The organism is Crossiella sp. CA198 (assembly GCF_052078295.1).
GTDB lineage: Bacteria > Actinomycetota > Actinomycetes > Mycobacteriales > Pseudonocardiaceae > Crossiella.
In genome coordinates, this window is record NZ_JBQJIM010000001.1 from 148,930 (window position 1) to 170,689 (window position 21,760).

The following is a 21,760-nucleotide window of genomic DNA, read 5'->3' on the forward strand; positions in this document are numbered from 1 at the left end:
CTCTGTCAACAGCGGTCGCTAAGCTCGGTCTACTTCGACGACATTCCCCTGAACATTACTAGGACTGCTGTGCACACCCGCATCCACGTCGAGGGCATGAAGGAACTCCGCCGCGAACTGGGAGCCCTGGACCGCAACGCCATGCGCCGCACCCTCCGCGGCGCTCACGTCGAGGTCGCCGACCTTGTGGCCGCCGAGGCGAAGTCCACCGCGCCGCGCCGGACCGGCCGCCTGGCCGCCAGCGTGCGCGGCACCGCCTCGGAGTCCAAGGCGTACGTCATGGCCGGCACCTCCGCCCGCGTCCCCTACGCAGGGCCGATCCACTTCGGCGTCCCGGCCAGCCGCATCCGCCCCCCGCGCAACATCACCGCGGACCGGTTCATCTGGCGCGCGATGGGCCGCCGCTACGACGCCGCGGCTGAGAAGTTCCGCGACGCCATCGCCCGTGCCCTGCAACGCATCAACACCACCTGAGAGAGGACACCCCACCTTGTCCGAGGCGCTCACCGCCGACATCAACGACCTGTCCGTGGCCGAGATCGAACTCATCGAGGACGTCACCGACACTCCCTTCGACATCCTGTGCGACCCCGTGGGCAAGAAGGGCCGGATGCTGCGCGCCCTGGCCTTCATCGTGCGCCGCCGCGAGGACCCCGAGTTCACCTGGGAGCAGGCCGGTAACGAGCGGATCGTGCTGGTGGACAAGGAAAACCCTCACGAGCCCAGCGGACGGTGATGCTGGCCCGTCTGCTGGGTGCCTACCCCGGCCTGACGATGACCGACCTGCGCACCCTGCCCTGGCGCGAGGTCATCGCCCTGCACACCGCCGCCGCTGACGCGGTCCACGCCCGCCGCGACGCCGACTCCGGATACGAGCGGCTACCGCGCATCGTCTAGGAGCCCCGTGGCGAAACCCATCCGCATCACCATCCTCGGTGACGCCAGCTCGGTGTCCCGGGCACTGCGGCAGACCGCCACCGGCCTGGACCAGCTCAGCAGCCGTATTGGGCGCTTCGCCGCCTCCGCCACCCGCCAGGTCGCCCAAGTCGGTGCCGCCGTGGCCGCCGCGGGCGTCTTCTTCGGTGGCCGGTACGCCGCGAACATCGAGGCCGCCCGGCTGGCCCTGGAGAACATGCTCGGCTCCGCCGAACGCGGCGCCGCCATGTACAACCAGCTCGTCGAGATGTCCCGGCGGAGCCCCTTCGACGTCACCACCCTCGTCGACGGAGCCAAGCAGATGGTCGGCCTCGGCGTGGCCACCAAGAACGTCATCCCGATGCTCCAGACCGTCATCGACGTCGCCGCCGGCCTGGGCATGGGCACCGACCAGATCGAGCGGTTCATCAAGGCCCTCAGCCAGATGAGCGCCAAGGGCAAGATCCAGGCCGAGGAACTGACCCAGCAGCTTGCCGAACTCGGCATCGACGGCATGGGGATTCTGGCCGCCAAGACCGGCAAGTCCCGCGAAGAGCTGATGAAGCTCATGGAGCAGGGCAAGCTGATGTCGGCGACCTACCTGCCCATGCTGATGGACGGCCTGCGCGACGGCACCGCCGCGACGGTGGCCTTCGGCGGGTCCGCGGAGAAGCTGTCCGGGACCTGGAAGGGCATGGGCACCGGCCTCAAGCGCGAGTTCGGCCTGGCCTTCAGCGCCATCGCCGAGGCGATCAAGCCCGTGGCCACCGGCGCCTTCCCCGGTGTGACCTCAGCGATCCAGCGCAGCGGCGAGGCGGTAGCCGCCTTCATCCGCAAGGCGATCCTGCTGCACCGCACCCTGCGCGCCGCCGGGGTCTACACCGAGATCCGGGAAAAGATCGCCGGAATCTGGCAGGCCGTCCGGACCTGGGCGAAGCCCGCCTTCGACGCCCTGGCGCAGTACGCCACCAAGGCCCGCGGTTCGCTGGTCACCACCTTCGGGGCAATCGGCCTCGCCGTGGGGACGGTGTTCAAGGCCGCGCTGCCCGCGCTGACCGCCCTGCGGGACCTGCTCATCGACGCCCTCAGCAGCCCGACCGGCCCGGCTACCGCCTTCACCGCCGTGATCAAGGTCGCCGCACAAGCCGTCGTCGTGCTGGCCAAGCTCGCCAGCCCGCTACTGGTCGTACTGGAGGCCGCGGCCAGTGCCTTCGAGGCGCTGCCCGGCCCGGTACAGACAGCCCTGCTGGCCCTCACCGCGCTGCGGCTACTGCTGCCCCGGCTGGCCAACACCTTCCCCACCACGGGAATGAAGGCGTTCTCCGACCACCTCCAGGTCCAGTCCGCCCTCGCCCGCGCCAACGGCGTCGAGGTCGGCAAGCTCGGCGCGGCCATGGTGACCATGTCCGTCACCGCCCAGCGCGTCGTCCCCGGCTTCCGCGGACTGCTCACCACCGCGGCGGAGATGCGCGACTCCTACACCTCCGGTGCGACCGCGGCCGGCCGCTGGATCGCCGAACAGCACGCCCTCACCAACGCCTCGGGCGTCGTGGCCGGAACGTTGCGGGGCGCAGCCCCGGCTTTCGACACCTACGCCCGCGCGGCGGGTGGCGCGGCCAACGCCTTGAGTAGCGGCCTGCGCAACGCCGTCACCGGCCTGGTCGGTGCCCTCGGCGGTCCCTGGGGCCTAGCCATCGGCGCGGCCATCATCGGACTGTCGCTCTGGTCCGGACGGCAGGAACACGCCGCCGCGCGCGCACGCGCGCACCACCAGGCCGTCTCCCAGCTCACCGACACCCTCGACCGCAACACCGGTGCGATCACCCAGGCCACCCACGCCCACGTCGCCAAGTCCCTCCAGGACGCCGGGGCGCTCAAGACCGCCCGGGAACTCGGTCTGTCCACCAAGGACCTGGTCGCCGCAGCACTCCAGGAAGCCGAGGCGACCCGCCGCAGTGAGGAGTCCATGCGGCGCAAGACCGAGGAGACCATCCGCTCCACGCTGTCGCAGGAAGACCTGAACGCGGTCCTCCAGGCCACCGGCATGTCCATGGACCAGCTCATCACGGCCATGCTCGGCGGCTCCACCGAGCTGGAGCACTACAACCGGGTGCTGGACAATCTGCGCTCCGGACAGGAAGGCACCAGCACCAGCATCGCGGGCCTGGGCGAGCGCCTCCGGCAGGCCACCGGCCCGCTGAAGGGCCTGCGCGACAGCTGGATCGACGTCACCGGCAAGACCCGCGAGTCCATCGACGCCTGGCGCGAGGCCAACGGCGCCGCACAGAACACCAACCCGAGCATGAAGTCCTTGTCGGAGGCGATGTCGGTCCTGTCGGACAACACCGCCGACGCCGACAGCAAGGCCCGCGCCCTCAACACGGCCCTGGACGCGCTCTCCGGCGGACAAATTTCCGCCGAGCAGGCCGCGGCCCGACTCAACGAGAGACTCAGCGGGGTCAAGGAAGCCGTCCGGGCAGCCAGCGGCGAAGCCGGAAAGCTGCACGTGAACATGCTCAACAGCAACGGCTCCATCAACACCACCACCGACAGCGGCCGGCGGTTGCTCGACGTGCTCACCGGCACCCGCGAAGCGATGCACTCCTCGGCGACCGCGGCCTACCAGATGGCCATCGCCAACGGCCAGGACGTCCCGACCGCCCTGGCCGCCGCCCGCGCCGAGGCCCAGCGCACCCGCGACGAGTTCGTGCGCCAGGCGCAAGCGGCCGGGCTGAACCGCGAGCAGGCCAACCAGCTCGCCAACGCCTACGGGTTGCTGCCCGACCAGGTCCAGACGCTCATCTCCCAGCCCGGCATGCTCGCCGCCCAAGGGCACCTGAACACCTTGCGTGCCAAGGTAATCGACGTTCCGGATGAGAAGACGGTCATCGTCGACTCGACCGCGCTGGACGAGGCGAAGAAGCTGGAGCAGTTCGGCTACAAGGTCACCCAGCTGCCGAACAAGCAAGTCCAGATCACCGCGGACACCGACAAGGCCAAAGCCGAGGTCAAGAGCTGGCTGAGTCAGCCCTTCTCCGCCACGGTCAAGTTCTTCGCCAAACTGTTCGGCCCCAACGCGATGGGCAACATCTACGAGTTCTACGCATCCGGTGGCATCCGCGGAATCCAGGGCATGTCCAAGATGAGTTCGGCCATCGCCTCAATCGTGCGCCCGAACTTCTGGCGCGTAGTCGGCGACCGGACATCCGGCCGCGAAGCGTTCATCCCGCTCAACCGGGAGCACCGCAGCCTGGCCATCCTCGCGCAAGCCGCCCGCACCATGGGCGAGCCCCTGGCCTCGGACGCGCCCACTAGCCTGGTCGCCGCCCCATCGGTGATCAACCACTACGCGATCACCGTCAACGCCAACACCAACGCCCACCCCGACGAGATCGGCCGCAGCGTCGCCTTCGCGGTGAAAACCCTTGGGAGGTAGACGCTTCTGATCACCCAGGACTGGCAGATCGCCTACCGCGGCCTAGTCACCGGCCCCGGCACCGCCTACTCCCTGGTCGAGGTCGCCGGCCTGCTGGACGCCCCCGAGATCCGTACCAGCGACCGCGCTCGGCTCCGTGCCCACGGTGTCTTCCTCAGTCAGGACGTCCTCGGCGGACGGTCGGTCACCCTGACCATCGAGCTATGGGCGCCCAACCCCGCCGAGTTCCAGGCCACTGTGGACGCCTTCATCGCCGCGTTCAGCCCCTCCCAGCCCCCAGCACCGCTGACCTTCCAGCTACCCGGGGTGGCCGGCGGACTCCTCTCGGAGGTCTCCGCGGTGGTACGCCGCCGCACCGTCCCGATGCGCTACCCGGACTACCTCTACGGCCGTGCCGAAGTCGTGGTCGAACTCTGGTGTCCGGAGCCCCGGATCTTCGGCCCCGCCCAGACTGCCACCGTCGGACCGCCACAACCGCAGCCCGGGTTCACCCCGCCGTTGCGGTTCCCACTGCGGTTCGGCCCGATCCGCCCGGCCGGCGCGGTCACCGTGCTCAACACCGGTTCGACCGACACCGACCCGGTCGTCCGGCTCACCGGCCCGATCCCCTCACCGCGGGTCATGAACTTCACCACCGGGCAACACCTCGCCCTCGACCTCAACCTCCGCGCCGACGAGTTCCTGGAGATTGACTTCGCCCGCCGGACCGTGCTGCTCAACGGGACCGCCTCGCGCTACTCCTCCCTGGTGTCCCGCCCGAGCTGGTGGACCCTGCCCCCGGGCGTGCCTATCAGCATGGGCTACCGCAGCCCCCCGCACCTGAGCCCAGGGCCGACCTCGTCCATGACTGTCACCTGGCGCCCCGCCACGATCTAAGGAACCCCTTGGCGCTACAGGCAAATCCGCTCTTCCTCCAGACCGGCGAGTACTCCGCCGCCAACCTGCGGGAGATGCTGGCCTACCTCACCGACCGCGGCCACGGCGTGATCAACCGCGGCAGGGACTCCCTCGCAGTCACCCCGATGCCGACCCCGGAGATGGCCGTACTGGTCCGCGGCGGCGGCGCGATGCTGCGGGGCGAGCAGGACACCACCCAGGGCTCCTACCTGGTGCGCAACATCTCCGACGAACGAGTGCCGATCGGTCCGGCCAGTGACATCGCCCCGCGGGTAGACGTCGTCGCCATCCGCGTGGTGGACCCGGAGTACTCCGGTGGCCGCCCCGCCGCGGTGGACTTCCGCGTCATCGAGGGCCAGCCCGCCACCAATCCGGTCGCCCCGCCGCTTCCCACCGACGCCGTCTACTTGGCCCTGGCGCACGTCGTCGTTCCTGCCCGCGCCACCGCGATCACCGCGCCGGGGGTGAACGACCTCCGGGCCTTCGTCGAAACCGTCGGCGGGGTACACCGGCTCGGCTCCGACCGCGCCGCGCCCGCCGGTGCCCCGGGCCGGATCGTCTACGACGAGCAGCACCCCGACTTCCCCCTGCGCTACCTCCACCACGACCGCCCCGGCGGACTGCTGTCCCGGCCCTACCAAACCGTCGACATCGCCCCGCACACCGGCAATCGGGACCAGCACATCGAGCTGGCCCGCCTGGTCATCCCCGACCCCGGCTTCCCCTATGTCTTGGACACGTCCTTCCGCTTCGAGTACTCGGTGGAGAACAGCCGCTACGACGGCCACGTGTTGCTCAACAACCTGATCACCGGCCCGATCATCAACCTCTACGTCGGCAACGAGGCACAGGTGGCAGGGGTGAAGCTGGCCGTTTCGGCGGTGCAGTCCTCTCCAGTGCTCACCGGCACCACCACGGTGTTCCTGCGCGCGACCAAGGTCCACGGAGACGGCGGGTTCTCCAGCTCCCGGGTCAACGGGCTGTTGTGGGCGCGGCTGTTCCCGGCGACCCCGCCCAGGCCCGCCTAATGCCGGCCGAGTACCGCTTCCTCTACGGCGACCTGCTCACCCGCCGCATCCTCGGCGAACTGCCCGCCACCGCCGCCCGCTACACCGAGACCCGCAACGCCCCCGGCTCGATCAGCGTCACCATCCCCCTCGAACCCGGACCGGTCAGCGGGCTGGGGCCGGAGTCCTTCGCCGAGGGACGCACCACCCTGTGGGTCGAGCGCGACGGCGTGGTGCTGGCCGGCGCGATCTTCTGGACCACCGAGATCGACCTGGCCACCGGCGAACTGACCCTCAACGGTGAGGGCTACCACTCCTACTTCCGGCGCCGACTGCTCCGCGTCAACTTGTCGTTCCCGCCGACCACCGACCGGGCCATGATCGTCAAGGGCTTGCTCGACCACGCCCAGGACAACGGCCCCAACTTCCCGATCTGGCCGCACGTCAGCGGCAACATCGGCGTGGACACGAGCCGCATCAGACCTCTCGGCGCGACCAGCGAACGCAACTACCTCGGTTACGAGCGCCACTCCTACGGCCAGCTCATCGAGAACCTCACCGACGACCTGGACGACTTCAGCTTCCGCTACGTCCACCGCTGGGATGCCCACCGCGCCACGATCACCACCTACGTGGAGGTCATCGCCCCCGGCGCCGCCCCGCCGAACCTGACCTTCGACCTCGGCCGCAACTGCGCAGTCACCAGCCGCATCACCCGCGACGGCACCCTGCTGACCAACCGCGCTGACGCGATCGGCGAAGGCTCTGGTGCGGAGGCCCCGATCCAGACGCGGATCGCCCGAACCGAGGGCCTGCCGCTGCTGGAACGAGCGGAGACCTTCTCCACCGTCTCGGAGCCGCTCACCCTGCGAGGCAAGGCCGACGGCATGCTGCGCCTGGGCGCCGCACCGATCATCGTCCCTACCCTGTCGATCACCCCGGATGCAGAGCCTGCCCTGGGTTCCTACGGTGCCGGCCACACCGCCCGGTTCATCGCCGACGCGGGCCTGCTGCACGTGGACGCCCGCTACCTCATCGGCGAGCTGTCGGTGGACATCGTCGACGGCATCGAGGACGTGCGCGTGTCCCTGGCCTCCGACCCTGACCTCCCCCAGACCGCCTAGGAGCAGCGCCATGCCCGCAGACCCCCGGCTCCCGCCGTCCCTGGCCGCCGAACTCGCCGCGCTCCGACGCGACATCGATGCCCTCAAGCGCCGAAATCCCTTGGATCACACTGCGTCGGTCAACGGGACGCTCACCGTCGGTGGCGAAATCGTGTTGCGGGACAACGGGATCATTCGCGCCCAGGCACCCAACGGGCGCGATGCCGCGGTACTGGCCCCAGACGCTGCGGGCAACTACGCGCTCACCATCTACGACCCGAGCGCCGCCGTCGGTCAAGCCGAGGAACGGATACGGATAGGGCGCCTACCTGGGGAAAGCTACGGCCTGTCGCAGACCGAGCCCATCACTGGCACCACGATACCGCTGCTCGCGCTGACCTCCGGGCCGGACGGCCGGGACAACACTGTCCAGCGGGACCTTGTTCCTAACGCGGCGTGGGTGAGCACCGGCCCAGACATCCAGGTCCACATCCGTACCGGCAGGTTGATCGTCTTCGCCACCGCGGATCTCACCGCCACCGGCCGTTCCACCACGACCTACTACTCCTGGGAACTTGCCGGCCCGGATCTCATTGCCCCTGCGGAGAACCGCGCATTCGCCGTCTCCTCAACGGCCGGAACCGTGCGGATGCAGGGAACGTTCGCCTACATCCACCGCGGTATCACCCCTGGCTACTACCAGATTCGTTCCCGGACGCGGTGCGTTGCGGCCCCGAACGACGGCGCGGCTGCCGGGCGGCTAAACACCCCGAGCCTCCTGGCCTTGCCGTACTAGGTCAGCGACTACACGACCACGCCGGTCGAGCGCGGCCGTCGAGCGCGTCAGTCTCGCTGCTCAGGGACCTCGGCGAGCCGGCCCTTCGGATCACGTCGCCACCGATATCCATGCGCGTCGGTGAACTCAACGCTCAGACCTGCCTGGCACCACTCCCTGTTCAGCGCCTCAATCGACTCGGCGGTCGGCTTGGACAGCACTTCGCGCCGCACCTGGAGATCGACGCGGAGCTGATCCGTGATCGCAGGCAAACGGCCGTTGAGATGATCGGGTGACACGAGATGTCGGGTTGCCTTCCTCGACACGCCATCATGTTCGAAGCGAATCAGCACGTCGTAGATGGGCTGATTGGACGCGTTTGAGAACGACACGGTCATGTCGCCGCTGAGCCAGACCGCGAACTGGCCTGCCTGAGCACGTTTTTCCTGCACACGGGCCTCGGCAAGCTGGGTGGACTGGGCCTTCAGGGTCCCGTACGTCGCGATGGCGGCTGCGATCGCGGCGCCGAGGGTTCCAAGTGTGATCAGAGCCGTCGCGAAGTCCGACCACGCGCTTAGCCAGTCCGCAGCGTTCGGCTCGTCGGCGGCCAAAATCCTGATTGCCCGATGCATACACAGAACTTAGCTGAACGCGTCCCAGCATCAATGTCCTCGAATGCTGCCCGAGCCGTCCAGGTGCGCATCAACCTCACCGGCCTCGTCCGCGTCCGCGTCGACGGAGTCTTCGGCCCGGTGACCGCCAGCGCGTTGCGCCGCGTCCAGGCCCACTGCGGTCTTCCCGTCACGGGTGCTCTCGACGACGCGACCACACGCGCGCTTGGCCTTCCTACGGCCCAGTAGCGCCTGACGCTCCTCCCCACCACCAGCTACCGCGAACCCGGCGACCGCCGGGCCTTCGCCATGCCCTCATTGGAGACCACCACTTGCCTGTGAGCCAGAACGGCTGGCCCGCATCCGCCAACCGCGCCGCCATCGGCGTCGAGACCTTCACCATCCCCGGCACCGACATCCGCGTCCCGCTCCAGCGCGACGCCGCCCCGCTCCTGCTGGCCATCGCGGTCTGGTGGCGCGATCACGTTGAGCCACTGATGAATCCCGGCTGCTGGGGCCACAACTACCGCCCCATCTCCGGTAGCGGCCAGCTCTCCAACCACGCCAGCGGCACCGCCATCGACCTCAATGCGCCCAAGCACCCGCTAGGCAAGTTCGGCACCGTCCCCGGTCACCTCCGCGGCGCCATCTCCGCCCGCGCACGCCAGCTTGGCCTGCGCTGGGGCGGGGACTACACCGGCCGCAAGGACGAGATGCACTTCGAGGTCATCGTCAACCGCGCCGAGGCCCAGCGCATCGCCGCCAACCTGCCCGGGGGCGGTGGTACCCCTCCTCCCGGAGGGCGACCCACCCTCCAGCGTGGTTCCCGCGGAGCCGACGTCGCCCTCGTCCAGCGCTACCTCGGTGTCACCCCCGCCGACGGAATCTTCGGTCCCGCAACCGAAGCAGCCGTCAAGCGGTACCAGGCCAACCAGGGACTCGTCGCCGACGGCGTTGTCGGACCGGCAACCTGGCGGCGCATCCAGTCCGGGCTGGGCGGCAAGCCTGCTGTTCCTGACGGTGGCAGCGCTCATCCGCCTGCGGACCCGGCGCTCCAGCGTGGCGCGCAGGGTGACGCTGTCCGATCCCTCCAGCGCGTCCTCAACCGCTGGTACCCGCACCTCGGCCTCACCGAGGACGGAATCTTCGGTACCGCAACGGAAAACGCCGTGAAGGAACTCCAGCGCCGTGCGGGCCTGGAGGCCGACGGCGTGGCCGGCCCGCGCACCCGCACCGTGCTTGGCCTGTAGGCAGCCGCAGTTCTGCCGCTGCCCCAACCCTCAACGAAAGGCAGTTCGTCCATTGTGGACCTCTGTATTCTGGCGCTCCGCCGCTGAGCGCGCTCTCAAGACCCTCGCCCAGACGCTCGTCGCGGTGCTCGGCGCGGACGGCATCGGCCTGCTGAACGCGCCTTGGACAGCCGCGCTGTCCGCGGCCGGCATGGCGGCGCTGCTCTCACTGCTCACCTCGGTCGCCTCGTCCGGCCCGGTCGGCGATCTCGGCACTCCGAGCCTGGTCAGCACCAGGCGGAGCCGACTCGACTGATCCTCTGCGCCCCGTTCGCAACGAGCGGGGCGCTTTTGGCGTTGCGGGACGACGACACTGGATGCGAACAACCCGTGCCAGGCCCTCGAAATACTCGCGAACGACCAGCCGAAGAGCCTCAAACCGCGTGGCCGCATCGACCGGGTCGGGCGCGTCTGGCCTGGTGCAGATGCGATCGAACTGGCGCAAGATCAAACCTAGTCCGGCGAGCGCGACCAATGCGATCGATACGGGACCTGCTACGACTACAAGCAGGGTAGTTGAAAGTGACACTACACCGACCTCAGCAAAGGGTGAGCCGACCTGAGCCATCGGCATTGCTTTAGTTGGCGTATTCAGTTGTCTCGCCCAGGTGTGGTTGAAATGGGCCTCTCCGGCTCAGGAAGAGGTGATCCGCCCGACGCGCGTTGGCATACACAGGGGCGGATCTTCGCTGTCAGGCCGTCTCTGACTTGGCTTCTGTTCAAGGCGAGTGCTGCGGATACGGAAGCGCCTTGCGCCAGACAGGCTAACAGGCGTACACGTCCCGGCTTTCCGCAGTCAGTACCTGCACATGTCGACTCTGCCCACCATCGGTCTCGTCGGTCCCGCGCGCTCCGGCAAGGACTCGGTCGCCGACTACCTGTGCCTCCGCTACGGCTACAGCCGCCTCGCCCTGGCCGACCCGGTCCGAACTGCCCTGCTCGCCCTCGACCCGATCGTTCCCAGTCTGCGGGGTGCGAACGTCCGGGTTTCCCGCCTCGTGCAGGAGCAGGGCTGGGAGAAGGCCAAGCAGCACAACGAGGTTCGACGCCTTCTCCAGCGGCTCGGCACGGAGGTTGTGCGCGAGATTGTCGACCGTGACGCCTGGGTCAAGATCGCAGCCCGCCAGCTCACCAGCTCGCCAGGACCGTGGGTGATCACCGACCTGCGCTTCGCCAACGAGGTCTTCCTCGCCGACCAGGTCTGGCGCATCCAGCGGGACACCGCCCTGCCGGCCAACGACCACGTGTCCGAGCACGAGCTGGCCGAGGTCGAGGTGGACCGGCTGTTGCGGAACAACGGCGATCTCGCTCAGCTCGAAGACCAGGTTCACCAGGTCATGGCGACCGTGCTGTCGGAGTACTGACCATGCGACTTCTTCAGGTATCCCCGTGTGAGCATGGATCAACTCTCCGCTCGTTCGTCACGGTGCCGGAGGGCGCGGAGTTCTGGGACTTCGGCTGCGTGACCAGCAGAGGAGTTCCCCGCTACCACAAAGCGGACGCGCGGAAGTATCCCCCTGTCGACCGCGGGCGTCCCCGAAATGAGGGCTGACGATCTCGCAGTCCGCGCCGATGTGTGTCCGCCTTACAGGTATTCTCCGGGCCATGGATGATCTCGGCGCCGCGCGGCATGCCCTCCAGGGCATGTGGGATGCCGCCAAGATCCTCGTGCAATCCGAGCTACCGGACGCGGTGGTTGTCGTCGGGCCGACGAAGAAGCGGCACGCGAAGTGTGTTCGCCCCACCCAGATCAACGAGGGCAACGTGCAGGTGGTGATTGACCCCTTGGTGATCGAGACCGGCGACCGCGCTGCGCAGGCTCTCATGCACAGCGCGACCCACGCCTTGGCCGATACCCGCGGCATCAAGGTGCTCTCGACCAACCTCCGCCACCACCTCTACTCGTTCCTCGGGGTCGCCGAGGATCTGGAGTTGGTGCACCCGCCCTCCGCAAACGACTCGACGTCGATGCGGTTCTACGAAGTCGCCCTCAGCCGGGAAGCGCGTGCCCGGTACCGCAAGCCGCTGCACGTCCTCCTCGAAGTCTGGCCAAGCCTCCGCGGCGGGTTCTCCCCCTTCACGAGCGCGACGGACCGCCGCTTCCGCGTGCTCTGCCCGGCCTGTGGGCGAGCAGCGGGGCGCATGTCGCAGAAGCAGTTCGACGACGGCCCCTGGACACACCGGCCCTGCGGGACCGACCTGGTGATCGACCCCCGGGACATCGAGAACCTGGACCTGGCGCCCTGATCCTGAAGGGACAGAACAGGCACGCCGCATACAGGTAGCCAACGGTCGGGGAAGAAGTCCCCAACAGCCCGAAGGCTATGAATGACCGTTCCCAAGGTTCGCACCATCCAGCGCGGCGGGTCGCGCTTCTACATCCACCCGCAGACCAACGACCGGGTCCCCGGGGTCACCTCGGTGGTCGGGATGCTGCCCAAGAGCTTCCTCACCGCCTGGGCCGCCAAGAAGACCGCGGAGTCCGCGGTGGAGTTCCTCGGTGAGGTCGTCGGCATCGCCATGCGCGACAGGCCCGCCGCGATCGACTTCCTCAAGCGCTCCTACCGGCGCGACACCGCCGCCGCGGCCGACATCGGCACCGAGGTGCACGAGGTCTGCGAACGGCTGGCACGTGGCCAGGCGGTTGGTCGGCTGCACCCGGACATCGAGGTTTTCGCCACGGGGTTCCGGGAGTTCCTGGAGACCTACCAGCCGGAGTGGCTGGAGTTGGAGGCCACGGTGTGGTCTGAGCGGTACGGCTATGCCGGCTCCTTCGACTGGATCGCCCGGATCGGCTCCGACATCGTCATCGGCGACAACAAGACCACCCGCAGCGGCGTGCACGCCGACGTCGCACTCCAGTTGGCCGCCTACGCCCATGCCGACTACATCCTCCGGCCGGACGGCACCCGAGATCCGTTGCCGGAGATCACCTCGGCCGCGGTGCTGCATCTGCGCCCGGACACCGACGATCCGACCCAGCCAGCCTGGAAGCTTGTCCCAATCCGGATCGAGCAGGACGTCTTCGACGCCTTCCTGTCCCTGCGCGAGGTGTTCCGGTGGGATCGCGAGATCCAGGGCACCGTGCTCGGAGCGCCGCTGACCCCCGAGCGCGCCGGGGTGGTCCAGCCGACCAGGACCATCGCCTCACCGCGCCGCCGCGCCGCCTGAGTTCCTCCACTCCACCGCCGACCGGATCACCTTCCGGTCGGCGGCTTTTTTTGTTTCCCCTCCAGGGGCGTACAGAACTCCTTGCGCCACAACAGGTAGGTGGATGAAGAGAGCAGACAAGCTGCGCTCATTGTCCGGAAAGGACAGTCCTTGTCGATTCGCGAAGTCTTCGCCGACGAGCCCGCCCGCAAGCGCGAGCAGTCCGACATCGTAGGCCGTTTCCGCGCGGGCCGGCTGCTGGGCAAACGGCCGGTCGCTCTGGACCACTGGCGAGTCACCTCCGATGATCCTCTGGTGCTGGAGACCCTCATCGAGGAGTTCGGTGGCAGCGATGTCGTCGAGTACGACCCCGAGGGCAAGGAAGGGTTCGAGACCGATCTCGACGTGGACGCGGTCGAGATCCTCATTCCCAGCCCCAAGATGCTGCGCACCGAGATGCGCTTGTACGGCCGCAAAACGATCCTGCGACAGTGCGACGGCGCCAAGCAGCGCGACGGCCAGCCCTGCGCCTGCCCCCGCGACCTCCGCGAGCGCAAGGAAGCCGCCTCCAACGGGGTCGGGTGTGAACCGAGCATCAGCCTGCTGTTCCAGCTCACCGAGTTCCCCGACCTCGGCCTGTGGCGCTACGAGACCGGTAGCTGGTCGATGGCCCGCGACATCGGGGACATCGAGAGCGCCCTGGCCGCGATCAACGGCCCAGCCATCGGCATCCTGCGGCTGGAAGAGGTCAGCTGGACCGACAAGACCACCGGCAAGAACAAGTCCTTCCACAAGGCCGTGATCTCCGATCTGCGCCCGGCACCGGAGGAGAGCTGATGCCCGCCGAGGCAGGCGAGGACGCCGACCCGGGCACGCGGTACGTCCTGGACGCCTCGGTCTACTACATCGCCGACGACGGCAAACCCCAGATCGACCTCGATGACTACATGGCCCGGGTCACCGTCGCGCCGGGGATCAACCGCCTCATCTGGATGTCCATCGACGGCACCACCCGGCGCCTGCCCGATCTGATCCTCAAGGCCGAAGAGGCGATCCAGCTGGCCAACGTGCTGGTGCTGGCCGCCAAGACGGTGCGGCTGCACCAGTACCAGGAGGGAGCGGAGTGAGAAAGCTCTACCCGCCAGCGTTTGACGCGGTCTTCCCGGTGGCGCTGGATGCCTCCGGGCAACTCTGGGACGAGCACCTCACCGTCGATGTCCCCGACGAGCAACCGGATACCGGCTTGCTGGTTCGGCTGTTCACCGCGGGCCTGGACCATGCCCTGGTCCTCAACCGTGCCAGCGCGCTCGGCCTGGCCGCCGCGCTCACCGCCGCCGTCGCCACGATCGAAGCCAACCTCAACGACCCCGGGGAGTCGCCACGATGACCGAATCCCAGCCACGTGCCGTGGTCGCCTGGCTCCCGCACCTGGGGAGCCTGGCCGCCTTCCTTCAGCAAGACCCGTTGACCCGCTCGCACGAGGCGCTTGGGTGCCCGGAGGAGTCCCGGATGGTCGACTCCGAGCACCGCGCCTTCCTCGCCGACCTCGGCTTGGACACCCTGCTGGCAGAGGACGAGCAGGCTGCCTTCGCCAGCTACACCACCATCCAGCTGGTCATCACCCGCGTCCACCAGTGGGCAGACAGCTGCCGCAAGGTCGGCACACCAATCCCAGACCGCGCACTCAAGGCCCTGGTGGTCCTCCTGCGGGTCATCTGGCAGCGCCTGGCCTGGCACGCCGTCGGGTTCGCCCTCGACGAGCACGACGCGGACGAGCCGTTCCCGCTGGCCGTTCCACTGGAACAGCTGAGCCACCTGGACTTTCCGGCCGAGACGGAGGGCACGTGAGCATCACCTTCCTGCCCTGGCCCAAAACTCCGCGGCTGCACCGGCGGATGGTCATCACCGAGAAGATCGACGGGTGCAACTGCGCGATCATCGTGGCCGAGGAAGGCACGGTCGGCGCCCAGTCCCGCAACCGCCTGCTCACCCCCAACTCGGGCGACCACTGCGGCTTCGCCGCCTGGGTCAGCCGCAACGCCGAGCAGCTCCGGGAGATCCTCGGTCCAGGCCACCACTACGGCGAGTGGTGGGGCGCGGGCATCCAGCGCGGCTACGGCCTGCGGGAGCGTCGGTTCTCCCTGTTCAACACCTACCGCTGGGGCGCCGCCGCAGAGGCTCTGGCCCGGGTTCCCGGGCTGGGGGTGGTGCCGGTGCTCTACGAGGGACCCTTCGACACCGGCAAGGCCACCGAGGTCGCCGAGCTGCTACGCGAGTTCGGCTCTGTCGCGGCGCCGGACTACGTCAACCCGGAGGGAATCGTGGTCTACCACGAGGCCGCCAGGGCGATGTTCAAGCTGGTGCTCGACCGCGACGACGTGCCGAAGGCGCTGGCGGCATGAGACCACGGACGGCCCGAGGAGGGCGCCAATGGTGAACCCGAACAAGGCCAAGGGAACCCGGACCGAGACCGAGATCGCCCGGTACGCCAGCGCGGTCACCGGCCTGCACGTGCACCGCCTGGCCCAGGCCGGCGCGCTCGACGTCGGCGACCTCGGCGGCCTGCCCCTGACCGCGCTCCAGGTCAAGAACCACGCGAAGTTCGACCTGGCCGGTTGGTGCGACGCCACCGCGGCCCAGGCCCAGCGGGCCGGCCAGCCGTACTGGGCGGTGGTGATCAAGCGCCGCGGCCACCCCGCGGGCAGGGCCTACGTGCTCAAGAGCCTGGACGTCGAACTCGCGCTGTACCGCGACCTCGTCATCCCCCACCTGGCCCACGACAACCCGTGAACGAAGCGGCGCCCCAGCAAGCACGATGCTGCCGGGGTGCCGCTGTCCACCCGTAGGCGTGTGCATACGCACAGTGCTTCACCCGATCAGACCAAGCCTTTTCGGTACCGAAACGGTCTTATAAGAGACTGTAATGTCTCATGATGTAACTAGATAACGTCGTTAGCTCAGCACCAGCCAGGTGCGCCTCGCGGTCCCGTACACCCCCGGACCTGCCGCAATCAGCTATCGAGCGTCCGGGATGGCACGACCGAGAGGACCCAGGTGAAGCTGAACGACCTGCTCGACCGGCTGGCCGCCGGCGGCGGGCTGACCGAGCAGTCCGACGGATGGCTGACGCACTGCCCCGCCCACCACGACCGCGTGCCCTCGCTGCGCATCGCCCTGGCCGAGGGCGGCAAGCTGTTGGTCCGGTGCCGCGCAGGCTGCGAGACGGCCGCCGTGCTGGCCGCGGCGACACCGCCGCTGACCTTCGCCGACCTGTCCGGTGTGGACAGCGACGGCTACGCCCGCACCCCGCGCCTGCACACCCCGGCCGGTCCGGTGTCGATCGCGGACCAGGTCGCCCTGCGCACCTACGTACTCAGCCGCGCTGACCTCCTCCACGAGGACACCGCGCTGGCCGAGCAGGCGCGCGAGTACTTGCAGACCCGATTCGGGGTGCTCCCCGAACTCGCCCGGCGCCTGGACATCGGCCTGGAGCCCGGCGACGGCGGCAACTTCAGCGGATACCTGTCCGCCCCGTTCCTCGCGGTACCCCGCATCGTGGTGCCCTTCGGTGACGAGGAGGGTGTTCACCGCGGCATGCAGGGCCGGGCACTTGCCCCCTCGATCGCGCGCTGGTGCGGTCCCATCAACCCCGCGGCCTCGGCTTGGTCGAAGTTCGCCCTATTCCCGGCCGAAACCGGCCTGGACACCCTGGTGGTCTGCGAAGGCCCAGGCGACGGCCTGACCGCCTGCGCCGCCGGGTTCGACTCCGTCGTTCTGCGCGGAGCCTCGATCACCCAGCCCGAGGTCCTCGCCCCGATCGCTCGCTGGGCCAAGATCCGCGGCAAGCGGATCGTCGTGGCCGGCCAGGATGACAGCGCGGGCCAGCGGTTCGTCGCCGGACTTCGCGCCGCCTTCGCACACCACGGCCTGGATGTGGCCACGCTCACCCTGCCCAAGGGCCTCGACGATGCCGATCTGTCCGGCTGGCACGTCGCCCGGGGCGAGCGCTTCGCCGCGGAACTCTACGACGCGGTCAACCAGGCGACCCCGGACTCACCGACCGTCACCGCCAAGCGCAAGATCCACAGCTTCGATGACCTCGGCAACGCCGCCCGGCTCGTCGAGGAGGTCGACGGCAACATCCGCTACATCCCCGCCCTGGGCTACCTGCACTGGGACGGCCGGATCTGGCGCCGCGATGACACCGACGCTACTCGATACGCCGCCCAGGAGGTCGCCAAGCGCATCGGCGCGGAGATCACCGTTCCGGGACCGGACGGGGTCGTGGACCGCAAGGCCGCCGCGCACGCCAAGTACACCCGCAGCTCCCGCGGCATCGACTCGATGCTCAAGGAGTTCCGTTCCCACCGCGACGTCGTCTGGTCCGTGGACGAGCTGGACCGGCACCATCACCTGCTCGCGTGCCGTAACGGGATAGTTGACTTGCGTAACAACTCCATGTTTGCTCACGATAGGACCTTCGGTCTGACGAAGCTGATCGATGTGGACTACGTGCCCAACGCCGTGCCCACACGATGGCTGAGGTTCCTGGGGGAAGTGTTCGAGGGGCAGCCGGAGCTGGTGGGCTACGTGCAGCGCCTGATCGGGTATGGGATCACGGGGGAGTCGAGTGAGCAGTGCTACGTCACGCTCTTGGGGGCGGGAGCGAACGGCAAGAGCGTCTTCATGGACGTGCTGTTCGAGATTTTCAGGACCATCGCGGCCACTACACCGTTCTCGACCTTCGAGAAGCGGTTCGGCGGCGGTGGCATTCCCAACGACCTGGCTGCCCTGCACGGCTCCCGGTTGGTATTCGCCTCCGAAGGAGAGGCGAATACCCCGATGGCCGAGTCGGTCATCAAGCGGCTCACCGGCCAGGACCCGATCACCGCGAGGTTCTTGAACAGGGAATTCTTCACGTTCAAGCCGACCTTCTTGATCTTCATGGCGACCAACCACCGGCCGCTGATCAAGGGGCAGGACGAGGGATTCTGGCGCAGGGTCCGGCTGGTGCCGTTCCGGCGGTTCTTCGCGCCGGCCGAGCGCGATCCGAACCTGGCCAAGAAGCTGCTCGCCGAAGCTCCGGCGATCCTGTCCTGGGCTGTCCGTGGCGCCCAGGAGTGGTACGCCAACGGGCTCCAGGACCCAGCCGTGGTCACCCGGGAGACCCAGAGCTACCGGGAGACCAGCGACATCCTCGCCGGATTCATTCCCGGCATCCTGGAGCAGATCGAGGACCCACACCAGGAACTGTTCGGACCTGATGTGTACCTGGCCTACCGCGAGTGGGCCGAGGCCGCGGGCATGCCGTACCGGGACATGCTCTCCGCCCGCGCGTTCTACGGCGCGCTGGAGGAGCGGGGAGCACATCGCAAGAGGAGAAGCCGGGGCATCTACTTGACCGGTGTGCGCTGGGGCGCAACCACCGACGGCGCAGCGTCGGGGACAGAAGAGGAAAGCACTGTTGGAGTGCGCGTCGGGGGGCGCCGCATCTTCGAGGAGAGGGCTGCGTGATCACCTACGACTGCCTGTACTGGGCACTCGTCGCCGTTGCAACGGGGGAGCCAGAGGGGCGCGATGAGCCTTTCGGGCCGTTCGCACGGCAGGGACAACCTGTTGGGCTGCTGGGCAAGGCACTGGCGAGGGCCGGCGTGCCGGATCTGTCCGAAGAGGACAGTCCGTGCGTCAACAGCATCCGCCTGCTCGACGTGAAGGCCGCCGCCATGGCCGAGCTGGTTGTGCAAGTACTGGATGCAGGAAAAACCTATGACCAGGCGCGGATCGCCGCCTGGACGACGTTCGAGCTGATGCGCCGGTGCGAACTGTCGGAGGAGACGGACTTGTTCGCCTACGCCGATCCGCCGATCCCCGAAGGCGAAAGTCTGCGGCGTTGCCCGCGAGCACAGTGCTCGGCGAAGGCGGCCTGATGAGAATCCTCAACCACACCATGGCCGGTGCCCCGGTCGAGGTGCGGGTGCTGGAGGGCCGCGGCGACTCCGCGGAGCTGCTGAACTTCTGCACCCACACACCGGTGCTGGCCATGGACACCGAGACCACCGGCCTGGACATCTACGCGGCAAACTTCCGCATCCGCACTGTCCAGTTTGGACACGCCGACCTGGCCTACGTCGTGCCGGTGGAGTACGGCTTCGGCGACCTCGCCACCGAGGGCCTGCGGCGAAGCAGGACCTTGGTATGCCACAACGCACCCTTCGACCTGCTCTCCCTGGACCGGACCGGCCTGGCCGACTTCGAGAAGCTGGCACCCAGGGTGCGGGACACCCGCCTCATGGCCCACCAACTCGATTCACGCGCCCAGGGGGAAGGCGGCATCGGCCATGGCCTCAAGGACCTCGCCGAGGCCCTCATCGACGACCAGGCGCCCGACACCCAGACGGGCCTGCACCAGGTCTTCCGCCAGCTCGGCCTCCGGGTCAGCGAGGGCTTCGCCCAAATCGACCTGGCGCACCCGGTCTACCTGCTCTACGCCGGCCTGGACGTCATCCTCACCCACCGCTTGCACACCGTCCTAACCGCCGAGATCCAGCGGCGGCAGGTGGCGCAACTGGTGGACTTCGACCACCAGGTCCAGCAGGCCACCAGCCGCATGCAGCGGCGCGGCATGCTGCTCGACGTCGAGTACACCGAGCGCCTGGTGGTCGAGCTGCGCGACGACGCGGAGGCCGCTCGGCGCGAGGCCGCGCAGTGGGGCGTGACGAAGGTCGGTTCCCCGGCCCAGGTCGCCGAGGCGCTGATCGCCATGGGCGAGGAACTGGCTGAGCGCACTGCCGGCGGGGCGTGGAAGGTCGACAAGCAGGTCTTGGGCGGCCTCGCCGACCCCGGTCGCGGTCGCGGCGCCAACCCGCTGGCCGCGGCGGTGCTGGCCGCCAAGCGCGCGGACAAGTGGCGCACCAGCTACGCCGAGGCCATGCTCGCCAACCGCGACAGCCACGACCGCATCCACCCCACGATCAACGCCCTCCAGGCCCGCACCGCGCGCATGTCGGTGTCCAACCCGCCGCTGCAACAGCTCCCGTCCCGGGACTGGCGCATCCGGCAGTGCATCCTGGCCGAACCGGGACACGTCATCCTCTCGGCCGACTTCGCCTCCGTCGAACTGCGCGTACTGGCCGCACTGGCGGATGAGCAGGCGATGAAGTCGCTGATCCAGAACGGTGTCGACCTGCACGACTCGACCGCGGCGGCGCTGTTCGGTCCGAATTTCACCAAGGCCCAGCGCCAGCTCGCCAAAGCCATCGCCTTCGGCAAGGTCTACGGCGGTGGAGCCGCCGGCATCGCGCGACAGACCGGCGTGGAACTGTCCATTGTGGAGCGCGCGGTGGCCGGGTTCGACCGGACCTACCCGGCGATCAGCCGCCTCTCGCATCGTCTCCGCGACCGAGTGCGACTCACCGGCGAACGATGGGTGACCACCCCGACCGGTCGCCGGATTCACCTGGACTCCGACCGGCTCTACGCAGCCACCAACTACCTGATCCAGCCCACCGCCCGCGACATCGCCGCGCAGGCACTGCTGGCGATCGAGGACGCCGGGTACGGAGAGTTCCTGCGGATGGTCATCCACGACGAGTTCCTGGCCAGCGTCCCGGCCGTCGACGCGGAGGAGATCGGCCACGGGATCACCCAGGCCATGAGCATGACCCTGCGCGGCGTCCCGATCGACGCCGACTTCGAGGTCGGCGGCCGAAGCTGGGGCTCCCTGTACGGCGCCCCAGCCACCGGTCATTTTTTTGCCCAAACTCATAAGGTGGCCACACACTCGTCCGGCTCGGTGGAGGCACCCACCGAACCACACGGCGAGGGCGGGGCGGCCTCGTGAACGCTTTGGACGCACCCATCGCCGCAGCGGCTGCCCGCGTCCTCGGTCAGAGCGTCCCCGGCCCGGGTGGCTGTCTGCTCTGGCTCGGCGGGCGCAACGACGCCGGCTACGGCTACATCCGAGTCAACGGCCGCTCCACCGGCGTGCACCGCGTCGTCTTCCTCGCCCGCGGAGGCCAACTCCTGCACGGCGAAGCGGTCCACCACCTGTGCGGCGTGCGGCACTGCGTTGCCCACGGCCACCTTGCCGCGGTCACCGCCTCCGCCAACGCGGCCGAGGCCCTGGCCACACACGCCCTGCGCAACCGGATCACCGCGCTCGAACGCGCCCTCCGCTCCATTTCCCCTGCTCACCCACTGCTCGCCGACGCGAGCAACGACAACGACCAGTTGGAGTACGACCTTGCCGACCACGACGCCTTCGACGCCCGTGCTCCGCATGCTGCGTAGCGCTTGCGACCTGGACAACGTGCTCCAGGCCGCCCGGCAGGTCCAGTGGGAACCCGCCCCCACGGCCCAGGCGGACACCGACGGCCGCCGGAGCCAGGGCGGCCACAACGACCCGACCGCCACCGCGGCACTGGATGAACGGCGCCTGCGACTGCGGGCAGCGGTCCAGGCCGTCGAGGGGACGCTTCTGCGTTCAGCCGTCGCGTTCGCATCGGCACGCGAGGAACTCCAGGACGCCCTCGCCGTCTGGCAGAAGCCCTAACCGCAGACCACCACCGCCGGGACGGG

26 protein-coding genes are annotated in these 21,760 nt (G+C 68.7%); 25 read left to right on the forward strand and 1 reads right to left on the reverse strand.

Annotated elements, in window-relative coordinates:
- Positions 1 to 69 precede the first annotated feature (69 nt).
- The 8 genes from ACTOWY_RS00790 to ACTOWY_RS00825 all read left to right on the forward strand — a co-directional run bounded on the left by ACTOWY_RS00790 (position 70) and on the right by ACTOWY_RS00825 (position 8,154).
- On the forward strand, positions 70 to 474 hold the full coding sequence (locus ACTOWY_RS00790) for an HK97 gp10 family phage protein (protein WP_441307649.1): 405 nt from the start codon (positions 70 to 72) through the stop codon (positions 472 to 474).
- Positions 475 to 490: 16 nt separating this feature from the next.
- The gene (locus ACTOWY_RS00795) at positions 491 to 736 is read left to right on the forward strand and encodes a hypothetical protein (RefSeq protein WP_441307650.1); all 246 of its coding nucleotides are present in this window, start codon (positions 491 to 493) and stop codon (positions 734 to 736) included.
- Positions 736 to 897, forward strand: coding sequence for a hypothetical protein (locus ACTOWY_RS00800; RefSeq protein ID WP_441307651.1), 162 nt, complete (start codon positions 736 to 738; stop codon positions 895 to 897). The genes ACTOWY_RS00795 and ACTOWY_RS00800 overlap by 1 nt, the downstream gene beginning before the upstream one ends.
- A 7-nt stretch (positions 898 to 904) precedes the next feature.
- A complete protein-coding gene (locus tag ACTOWY_RS00805) occupies positions 905 to 4,351 on the forward strand; it encodes a tape measure protein (protein WP_441307652.1) in 3,447 nt (1,148 codons plus the stop codon).
- Between the two features lie 237 nt (positions 4,352 to 4,588).
- The gene (locus ACTOWY_RS00810) at positions 4,589 to 5,227 is read left to right on the forward strand and encodes a phage distal tail protein (RefSeq protein WP_441307653.1); all 639 of its coding nucleotides are present in this window, start codon (positions 4,589 to 4,591) and stop codon (positions 5,225 to 5,227) included.
- Positions 5,228 to 5,235: 8 nt separating this feature from the next.
- Positions 5,236 to 6,276 (forward strand): hypothetical protein, encoded by a 1,041-nt coding sequence (locus ACTOWY_RS00815; protein WP_441307654.1) that lies wholly within the window; start codon positions 5,236 to 5,238, stop codon positions 6,274 to 6,276.
- Complete coding sequence (locus tag ACTOWY_RS00820; RefSeq protein WP_441307655.1) at positions 6,276 to 7,379, forward strand: hypothetical protein; 1,104 nt, start codon at positions 6,276 to 6,278, stop codon at positions 7,377 to 7,379. Before ACTOWY_RS00815 ends, ACTOWY_RS00820 begins: the two co-directional genes overlap by 1 nt.
- Before the next feature lie 10 nt (positions 7,380 to 7,389).
- The gene (locus ACTOWY_RS00825) at positions 7,390 to 8,154 is read left to right on the forward strand and encodes a hypothetical protein (protein ID WP_441307656.1); all 765 of its coding nucleotides are present in this window, start codon (positions 7,390 to 7,392) and stop codon (positions 8,152 to 8,154) included.
- 47 nt (positions 8,155 to 8,201) lie between these two features.
- Here the strand turns inward: ACTOWY_RS00825 and ACTOWY_RS00830 are convergent, their stop codons facing one another.
- On the reverse strand, positions 8,202 to 8,765 hold the full coding sequence (locus tag ACTOWY_RS00830; RefSeq protein ID WP_441307657.1) for a hypothetical protein: 564 nt from the start codon (positions 8,763 to 8,765) through the stop codon (positions 8,202 to 8,204).
- A 33-nt stretch (positions 8,766 to 8,798) separates the two neighbouring features.
- Here ACTOWY_RS00830 and ACTOWY_RS00835 point away from each other — a divergent pair, with 33 nt between their 5' ends.
- From ACTOWY_RS00835 to ACTOWY_RS00915, 17 genes are all read left to right on the forward strand, one after another.
- The gene (locus ACTOWY_RS00835; RefSeq protein WP_441307658.1) at positions 8,799 to 8,993 is read left to right on the forward strand and encodes a peptidoglycan-binding domain-containing protein; all 195 of its coding nucleotides are present in this window, start codon (positions 8,799 to 8,801) and stop codon (positions 8,991 to 8,993) included.
- An 89-nt stretch (positions 8,994 to 9,082) separates the two neighbouring features.
- On the forward strand, positions 9,083 to 9,994 hold the full coding sequence (locus tag ACTOWY_RS00840) for a peptidoglycan-binding protein (protein WP_441307659.1): 912 nt from the start codon (positions 9,083 to 9,085) through the stop codon (positions 9,992 to 9,994).
- A 52-nt stretch (positions 9,995 to 10,046) separates the two neighbouring features.
- A complete protein-coding gene (locus ACTOWY_RS00845) occupies positions 10,047 to 10,289 on the forward strand; it encodes a holin (protein WP_441307660.1) in 243 nt (80 codons plus the stop codon).
- 553 nt (positions 10,290 to 10,842) lie between these two features.
- Positions 10,843 to 11,397: a hypothetical protein gene (locus ACTOWY_RS00850; protein ID WP_441307661.1), complete on the forward strand. Its 555-nt coding sequence runs from the start codon at positions 10,843 to 10,845 to the stop codon at positions 11,395 to 11,397.
- A 241-nt stretch (positions 11,398 to 11,638) separates the two neighbouring features.
- Positions 11,639 to 12,280, forward strand: a complete 642-nt coding sequence (locus ACTOWY_RS00855) for a hypothetical protein (protein WP_441307662.1) — start codon at positions 11,639 to 11,641, stop codon at positions 12,278 to 12,280.
- Positions 12,281 to 12,361: 81 nt separating this feature from the next.
- Positions 12,362 to 13,204, forward strand: a complete 843-nt coding sequence (locus tag ACTOWY_RS00860; RefSeq protein ID WP_441307663.1) for a hypothetical protein — start codon at positions 12,362 to 12,364, stop codon at positions 13,202 to 13,204.
- A 150-nt stretch (positions 13,205 to 13,354) separates the two neighbouring features.
- Positions 13,355 to 14,020 carry a recombination directionality factor gene (locus ACTOWY_RS00865; protein ID WP_441307664.1) on the forward strand — a complete coding sequence of 222 codons (666 nt, stop codon included), beginning with the start codon at positions 13,355 to 13,357 and terminating at the stop codon, positions 14,018 to 14,020.
- A complete protein-coding gene (locus tag ACTOWY_RS00870; protein ID WP_441307665.1) occupies positions 14,020 to 14,310 on the forward strand; it encodes a hypothetical protein in 291 nt (96 codons plus the stop codon). The genes ACTOWY_RS00865 and ACTOWY_RS00870 overlap by 1 nt, the downstream gene beginning before the upstream one ends.
- Positions 14,307 to 14,570, forward strand: a complete 264-nt coding sequence (locus ACTOWY_RS00875) for a hypothetical protein (RefSeq protein ID WP_441307666.1) — start codon at positions 14,307 to 14,309, stop codon at positions 14,568 to 14,570. Before ACTOWY_RS00870 ends, ACTOWY_RS00875 begins: the two co-directional genes overlap by 4 nt.
- Entirely contained in the window at positions 14,567 to 15,031 is a 465-nt protein-coding gene (locus tag ACTOWY_RS00880) for a hypothetical protein (RefSeq protein ID WP_441307667.1), read from the forward strand. The genes ACTOWY_RS00875 and ACTOWY_RS00880 overlap by 4 nt, the downstream gene beginning before the upstream one ends.
- Positions 15,028 to 15,585 (forward strand): RNA ligase family protein, encoded by a 558-nt coding sequence (locus tag ACTOWY_RS00885; RefSeq protein WP_441307668.1) that lies wholly within the window; start codon positions 15,028 to 15,030, stop codon positions 15,583 to 15,585. Before ACTOWY_RS00880 ends, ACTOWY_RS00885 begins: the two co-directional genes overlap by 4 nt.
- A gap of 28 nt (positions 15,586 to 15,613) precedes the next feature.
- The gene (locus ACTOWY_RS00890; protein ID WP_441307669.1) at positions 15,614 to 15,973 is read left to right on the forward strand and encodes a hypothetical protein; all 360 of its coding nucleotides are present in this window, start codon (positions 15,614 to 15,616) and stop codon (positions 15,971 to 15,973) included.
- 264 nt (positions 15,974 to 16,237) lie between these two features.
- Complete coding sequence (locus ACTOWY_RS00895) at positions 16,238 to 18,697, forward strand: phage/plasmid primase, P4 family (RefSeq protein WP_441307670.1); 2,460 nt, start codon at positions 16,238 to 16,240, stop codon at positions 18,695 to 18,697.
- Positions 18,694 to 19,110 carry a hypothetical protein gene (locus ACTOWY_RS00900; RefSeq protein WP_441307671.1) on the forward strand — a complete coding sequence of 139 codons (417 nt, stop codon included), beginning with the start codon at positions 18,694 to 18,696 and terminating at the stop codon, positions 19,108 to 19,110. Before ACTOWY_RS00895 ends, ACTOWY_RS00900 begins: the two co-directional genes overlap by 4 nt.
- Positions 19,110 to 21,023: a DNA polymerase gene (locus ACTOWY_RS00905; protein ID WP_441307672.1), complete on the forward strand. Its 1,914-nt coding sequence runs from the start codon at positions 19,110 to 19,112 to the stop codon at positions 21,021 to 21,023. Before ACTOWY_RS00900 ends, ACTOWY_RS00905 begins: the two co-directional genes overlap by 1 nt.
- Positions 21,020 to 21,472: an HNH endonuclease gene (locus tag ACTOWY_RS00910; RefSeq protein ID WP_441307673.1), complete on the forward strand. Its 453-nt coding sequence runs from the start codon at positions 21,020 to 21,022 to the stop codon at positions 21,470 to 21,472. The genes ACTOWY_RS00905 and ACTOWY_RS00910 overlap by 4 nt, the downstream gene beginning before the upstream one ends.
- Positions 21,462 to 21,734 carry a DUF7169 domain-containing protein gene (locus ACTOWY_RS00915; RefSeq protein WP_441307674.1) on the forward strand — a complete coding sequence of 91 codons (273 nt, stop codon included), beginning with the start codon at positions 21,462 to 21,464 and terminating at the stop codon, positions 21,732 to 21,734. Before ACTOWY_RS00910 ends, ACTOWY_RS00915 begins: the two co-directional genes overlap by 11 nt.
- The last annotated feature ends 26 nt before the right edge of the window (positions 21,735 to 21,760 follow it).